Origin of the sequence: Streptomyces hainanensis, assembly GCF_004348415.1 — a bacterium.
Lineage (GTDB): Bacteria > Actinomycetota > Actinomycetes > Streptomycetales > Streptomycetaceae > Streptomyces > Streptomyces hainanensis.
In genome coordinates, this window is record NZ_SMKI01000034.1 from 20,761 (window position 1) to 27,487 (window position 6,727).

At 73.6% G+C, this 6,727-nt stretch carries 3 protein-coding genes and 1 pseudogene; all 4 read right to left on the reverse strand.

All coding sequences use genetic code 11. From position 1 onward, the window contains the following. Nucleotides 1-804, reverse strand: a complete 804-nt coding sequence (locus E1283_RS05240) for a hypothetical protein (RefSeq protein ID WP_132816685.1) — start codon at nt 802-804, stop codon at nt 1-3. Continuing rightward, nucleotides 797-1,792, reverse strand: coding sequence for a hypothetical protein (locus E1283_RS05245; RefSeq protein ID WP_132816686.1), 996 nt, complete (start codon nt 1,790-1,792; stop codon nt 797-799). Before E1283_RS05245 ends, E1283_RS05240 begins: the two co-directional genes overlap by 8 nt. After that, nucleotides 1,789-5,199 carry a hypothetical protein gene (locus tag E1283_RS05250; protein ID WP_132816687.1) on the reverse strand — a complete coding sequence of 1,137 codons (3,411 nt, stop codon included), beginning with the start codon at nt 5,197-5,199 and terminating at the stop codon, nt 1,789-1,791. Before E1283_RS05250 ends, E1283_RS05245 begins: the two co-directional genes overlap by 4 nt. A 2-nt stretch (nt 5,200-5,201) precedes the next feature. Further along, nucleotides 5,202-6,727, reverse strand: a pseudogene (locus E1283_RS37050) (hypothetical protein); the annotation flags it as partial.

A 6,727-nucleotide genomic window follows, 5' to 3' on the forward strand; every position in this document is an offset into this window, starting at 1 on the left:
TCACTCCTCGCCGACGAGCAGGTTGCGCACCTGCGCCGCGTCATATTTGGGGTTCCGGACCGTGACGGTGGTGCTGAGGCGGTAACGGACCTGGTGTTGCTCGTCCCTGGTGTCCCTGACCAGGAGGTGGAAGGTCGTCGTGCGGTCGATCCTGCCGACCTTGTACGACGTGGGGTCGGGTACCGGGGCGGGGTCCTTCCCGTCGGGCCGCTCGATCCAGTAGCCGAGGTCGGGCGAGCCGTCCCAGTGCAGGGTCACCTCGGTGGCGCGGTCGACGTCCGACGGGGAGGCGTAGAAGCTACGTGGCTCGTTGGTCCGGGCAACGGTGCCTTTCACCAGGCGCAGATAGCGGTCGTTCCGGGTCCATGTCGTGCCGTCCCGGCTGACGTTCTCCCGGATGTGCAGCGAGGTGATGCCCGGCTGTTTGTTGACGGGGATGTTGTAGAGGCCGAGGATGACGCCGTTCTCCGCGACCCTGGCCGGGTCGGTCGTCGGCTTGCCCGCGAACACCGCCTTCTCGTCCTGGGGGACGCCGTACAGCGTGTTGTCCGTCACCTTGTCGAAGGACCAGTCCCCGCTGGGGTTGGCCGAGGCCCGGATGGCGGAGAAGTCCGTGGTGAGGGACTGCGCGAGGTCGCCGACCGGCACGGTCACCGCGATCCACTTGCAGTAGACCACCTCACTGCCGCTGTTGGAGACCACCAGGTCGAGACTGGCGGGGGGCGAGGCCGTGCTCCGCGCGGCGACCAACGGATACGGCGAGGCGATGATCTCGTAGTCCAGCAACGTCGTCGGGTTACCCACCGGTCGTGGTGCCTTTCTGCGGTGTGGTGAGGGGGATGCCCTCCTTGGCGTGGCTCGGCTCCCGGCGGCTCCCGTCCGCCTTCCAGTACTCGGCCGCCCCCTGCCACGTGCCGCTCAACTGCGCGACGGGGAAGTCGACATGGCCGGGCAGACGCGGATCGCCCGGGGGCGCCTGGTAGCTGATCAGTCCGTCCCAGCGGCTCTCGGCGCGCCGGGTGAAGGGGTCGTAGTCGTCGTCGCTCCGCTTCGGGTTGGTCCGCACCTGGTCGCCGACGCGGGCCTGCACGGTCCGTACCGGGCGGCCGTCGCCCGCGTTCCGTCCGGCGGTGACGGTGACCTCGATCCGCACCGCTTCGAGGACGGCCGCCGGCGGTACGCGGCAGGGCGCCACCCATTCGCCGCCGACGGCGGCGGCGCGCCGCGCGTCCGGGGTTCCCTGCCGCTGCCTCGCGTCGAGCAGGTTGCTCGCCACGTGCACCATGAAGCGGCTGGGGCGGATGGTGTAGAGCCAGCCGGTCAGCCAGCCGGCCGTCTTCTCGGCCTGGGCGACCAGGGCCAGTTGGGTGTCGGTCTCGACCTGCTTGGCGGGGCTGAGGTCGCGCCAGGAGCGCTGCTGGGTCAGCAGCCTGGTCAGGCGCTGGGCCAGGGTCGCGCTGCCGTCGCCGTCGCCCGTCGCGCCCCGCCAGCGGGCGAAGAGGGGGATCGCGGTGCCCACGTCCTCGGCGAGCGACACGAATCCGTCGCCGGCGTTGAACCAGGAGGCGGGTGGGGCGGCGACGTGCAGGTCGAGGTCGTACCAGGTGCCGAACGCGCGGAAGCCGCCGTCGAAGATCGACAGCAGGTCCGCGGCCTGGACGCCGGCGACCGCGCCGGAGTTCGTCAACGCGGCGTCCGGGGCCCGGAGATCGAAGCGGTACAGGCGGGACGGCGCCGTCGGCGGTTCCGCGCCGGGCGGACGCAGGTACGGGTACACGGTCAGGCCGGTCACGTCGACGCCGGTTGGTCGGTGAGGCGCAGCATCCCCTGCCGTACGACGGGCCGTTGGTCGAGCCGCGCGGTCTGGTCCGGGGGCGCGAGCCGCAGGTACTCCCAGGTGCCGGTGGTGGCCCCCGGCTCCCAGCGGGGCTGGGCCCACTGCCAGCCGCCGGTGGAGGTGGGAGGCCCGGCGAGCAGCAGGGCGCCGTCCCGGCTCGTGGTCAGCAGCGGGCCGGCGCGGAACGCCGCGCGGAGCCGGCTCAGGGGGCCCTGGATGATGTCGGCGGGCAGGGCGAGTGCCTGGACGGGCAGGATGCCGCAGGCGGCGTGCACCGGGGCGTAGGGGTCGAGCAGCAGGGTGAGCCGGGTGGCTCGGGAGTCCATGGCCAGGTCGACGGTCGCGCCGCCGGGGGCCGCCGAGTGCACGTATCCCCGGAGGTCGGCCGGTGGACGTGGGGCGTACAGGGCGGTCCAGTCGTCTTCGACGTAGTAGCCGACCAGGGCGTCGCCCACCCGGTTCGCCTCGCCGAGCCGTACCGGCCAGCGCCGGTCGAGGAAGGCGCGGCGCTGCCGGTCGGCGGCCTGCTGGTCGAACACGTACTGCCAGCTGGGGTCGGTGACCGGCTGGCCGTCGAGCTCCATGGCCGCCTGGGCCGTGACCAGCGCCAGGGGGCGGCCGACCAGTGAGGCGTGCGGGGTGGCGGCCTCTGCGGCGCGGCCGATGGTCGGCAGGGCGCCGTCCATGGTGGCGAGCAGTGCGCGGAACCGTGCCGGGGCGCCGAGCAGCGAGTTCAGGAAGGCGTACAGCTTCGGGGAGGAGTCCCGCAGGTCGGGTGGCAGCCCGCCACCCTGGGGGAGCGTCGCGCCCGGCAGCGGCTCGACGACGACCGCCCGCCCGGCGCTCTCGTCGGCCGCCACGCGCAGCTCGCACACCCCGACGCCGTCCGGCGTGTACGCCATCAGCGCCGCGTCCACGAGGTTGTGCGTCAACCAGCCGGCGACCGGGCCCGGTTCGCGGGCCCCGGCGTCCTGGAGGGCGAGGCGCAGCCGGGACGGTTGGCACAGGCGTGGTTTGAGCTCCATGAACCGGGAGTCGGGGAGGGAGTCCATCGACGCCTTGGGCGTCAGGTCGGGGGCCGGGTGGAGCGTGAACGTCCGCTGGTTGGTGTTGTCGACGACGTCGACGGCCTGGCCGAAGGCGTCCACCACCATCAGGCGGGTGATGCGGAACTGGCCGGCGCGTACCTGTTGGAAGAGCGAGTCGGGCCAGTCCCTGAACGGCTCCTTGGGGCGTCCGGGATCGGGTCCGTAGCGTGGCCGGCCCGCCAGCGCGTCCCCGATGGCGCCCTCGGGACGCGCGCCGGTGGGCTGCACCCGCTGGGCGATCCGCTCGCCGAGGCCGGTCAGCGACTGGGACAGCGGGTCGAGCGCGCGCACCGCGTCGTACAGGTCCCCCAGTTGCTTGACGGCCTTCTTGGCGGTGTCGGTGTTCCTGGTGAGTTCGGGGTGCTCGCGGACGTACTGGGCGATCTGCTGTCGCAGGTTGTGGGTCAGGTGCGGGGTGACGAACTGCCGGCCCCGGAAGGTGACCGGCGCCGGCTGGGTGGACGGGAGGGTGTCGCAGACGTGGTCGGACCCGTCGAACCGCCAGGTGCCCTCGGTGAACGGCACCGGGAAGTACTCCACCTCCCACAGCAGGTAGAGCGGCGACCATGGCTGCCGCCAGGGGGCCGCGCCGAACAGCGGGGTGACGCCCTGGCTCTCGATCGTCGCGCCGGTCAGGCAGGCGAGCTCGCCGAGGAGGCCGGCCACGGGGTCCGGGAGGCCGGTGACGACCTCGGGTTGCGGTGGTGTCGCCGGTCGGGCCAGCTCCTCGCGGAAGCGGCAGCGGATCGAGGGCCGGGTCAGGGGGCGACCGGAGTGCGCGCCGGCGAGCACCACCACCGGGTCGGTGGGGCGTTGGAACGGCAGGTGGGGTACGCGGACCAACAGCTGGCCGGGGGCGAGTGGCTTCGGCGGGTCGGGGGTGGCGAGCCACTCCGTGGTCGCCGTGTCCCAGCCGTCGGCGCGTGGGCTCCAGGGCACGTCCTGGCGCAGTCGGTCGCGGACGGCCACGGCCAGTCGCACCGCGGCCAGCGCGTCGGCGATGGGCTGGTCGAACGTCTCCCGGGTGTAGCCGGCGGGGAGTTGGGGGAGTTCGCGCAGCCACCAGAGCGCGTACAGGTGCTCGCGCAGCTCGGTCAGCCGGGTGTCCGCGCTCTCGTACGCTTCCTGTGCGGCGTTGAGCGCCGTCAGCCATGGCGGATCGGCCGGGGGCCCGGAGGGCCCGGAAGACCCGGAGGTCCTGGGCGGGCGGAACTCCACCGTCCAGCGGTGGCCGCCGGGCGAGCGCACGAAGCCGGCCTGGTGGACGTACTGCTGGTAGGCGTAGAACGCGTCGGGCTCGCCCGCCAGCCGGTCGTTCAGCCCGTGCTGGAGCGCGGTCAACTGTTCCGCGCTCAGCGGCAGCCTGGTGGGTGAGCCGGTGGCCAGTGCGGTGAGGGCGTCCACGCCGGTGGCGCCGACCGCCACCGTCACGTCCGCGCCCTTCGGCCGGTCGGAGTCCGGGGCCCTGCCGCCCCGCTGCCAGGAGACCTTCAGCGCGGTGCCGGCGCAGTACACGCGCGGTCTCCTCTCCCGCAGCCTGTCCGCCAGTTGGCGGTCGGTCAGCCCCAGGTCCCAGCCGAAGTCCCTGAGCGTGGCGAGCGGATCGCGCGCGGTCCCCAGCGGATCGGCCAGGTCCGGATCCGCGTACCAGCCGGCCACCGCGTAGTACAGCTCGCCCTCGGCCACCCCTTCCAACGGGTCGTGGAGGGAGAAGACGCCGTGGTGGTAGGGCTGGAACGCCGAGAAGTCCGGCATGCCGGGGCCGAAGGCGGTGAGGAACGGCCTGGGGCGCTCCTTCGGTTCCGTCCAGCCGTCGTCGGTGAGGAGGTGGATCCTGCCGATCCTGGTGGGCCGCGCGTCGAGCTGTGCCGGCTTCAGGTAGGGCACCCCGCCGGTCAGCCGGTCCAGGTGGTCGCTCTCCAGCAGCCAGGCCGTCGGCTGTTGCCCGAGGTCGGATCCGGGCGCGCCCAGGTAGCGGGCCACCAGCCAGCGGTTGGGGGCGAGGGGCGGTTGGAGATGCCCGGTCTCCACGTTCTGGGCGGCCCTGGTCAGTGCCTCGGGCAGGTGCCAACGCAGATACACGCCCTCGTTCTTCTCGTCGGCGCCGAAGGTGGTGTCGACATCGCCGAACGCCTCGGGCTGCGGGTCCAGATGGAGGTCGATCAGGTGGAAGTCGGGCAGCCAGCGCTGGAAGACGACGTCCGCCCGCACGCGCTGGTTCACCACCAGCGCGTCCACCTCGACCGGCACGATCACCGGCAGTTCGTCCGCCACGGTCAGCCTCCCTCTCCGAACACCTGGTACTCGGTCGACGCGATCAGTTGGAGCGCGAGCATCGCGGGGCCGGGCGGTGCCTCCAGGCCCAGCGGCTCCCGCAAGGCGGTGGCCAGGCGGGCCGCGTCGAGCACCCGGACGTCGCCCGGGGTGCCCTGGCGGAGATGGTCGGCGAGCGGACGCGTGGTGCCGAGCAACTGCCCGACGGGGTCGCCGACGACCCGGCGCAGCCTGATCGTGCCGCCGTTGTCCGGGTACACGCCGAGGTGGGTGCCGCGCTTCGGCTCGTTGAGCGTCACCCGCTTCGGCGGCCGCGCCCAGAGCACCAGCAGGACGTCGCGGGCCAGCGAGGCGCGGCGCAGCCGGGGCACCGGGCCGTCCGCGTCGGTGGCCTCGAAGGAGATGCCGGGCCAGGCGGACACCAGGGTGGACCGCAGCAGCATCCCCGCCAACGGGCAGGTCGTGGCGCGGTGGCTCGCGAACTCCTCCGCGATCTCGACGTCGCGCTGGTCGCCGACCCCGAGGCTGGCGGCGCCCGCCTCCAGGGCGTGCAGCCAGCTGGTGTCGACATAGCCGAACCTGATGCTCTCGGGAGGCAGCATCGCCGGGTCGGGCACCAGGTAGGGGAACGGGACGTTCTCCAGCAGCCGGAGGCGGGCCAGCCAGGGTGTCTCGGACGGCAGCGGGTCGGGCCCGTTCCCGGCCGCCGGCGTACTGATGCCGTATGTCCGGGCGCTGTTGGCGCTGCTGACGTCCTTGTCGTGGCGGGCGGCGCGCAGCTTCTGGACGTAGGCGGTGGCGAACCCGGCGTCGGCGAGGGCCAGGGAGTGCCCGAGCGCGTGGGCGGCCGCCCAACTGACGTCGAACAGCCCGCTGCCGGCGTCGTAGAGCAGCGCCTCCGCGGCGCTGCGCGGGAACCACGGGGTGGTGCCCTGAATCCCCGGGGCGACGGCGGGCACGGGGGTGAGCGGGCCGCGGTACCAGGCGAAGGTCCGCTCGCCGGCCGCGGTGTGGTGCTCGAGCGGCACGTAGCCGCGGCGCAGCCGCTCGACGATCTCGGGGTCGGTGGCCTTGGCGTCGGCGGCGCCGGGACGCGGCAGGCTCAGCAGGTTGTAGGGCGTGGTGTCGGCCTGGGCGGCCAGGGCGTGGGCGTGGCTCGCGAAGTCCTTGGGGCCCTCGGCCTGGTTGTCGAAGCTCCAGGCCCACAGCGACACCAGGCGCACGTCGGCGCCTGGATCGGTGCCGAGGAGGTGGTCGACGCCTTCGAGGGACACCAGGTGCGCGGCGTGCCGCAGCGGCGGCCGCTTCGCCGCGGGCGGTTGCGGGAACCGGCTGCCGAAGACCACGGCGTAACTGCCCGGCGGGGACGGCACGTCGCCGCCCGCGGTGTCGTCGGAGGCGCCTCCCTCGCGCAGGTGCGCCAGCAGGGGGAGGTCGGCGGGGGCCGGCATGACGTGCTGGAACGACGCGCGCCGGACGAGCAGGGTGTGGCAGGTGGCGGCGCGCTCCTCGGTCGACAGCTCGGGGA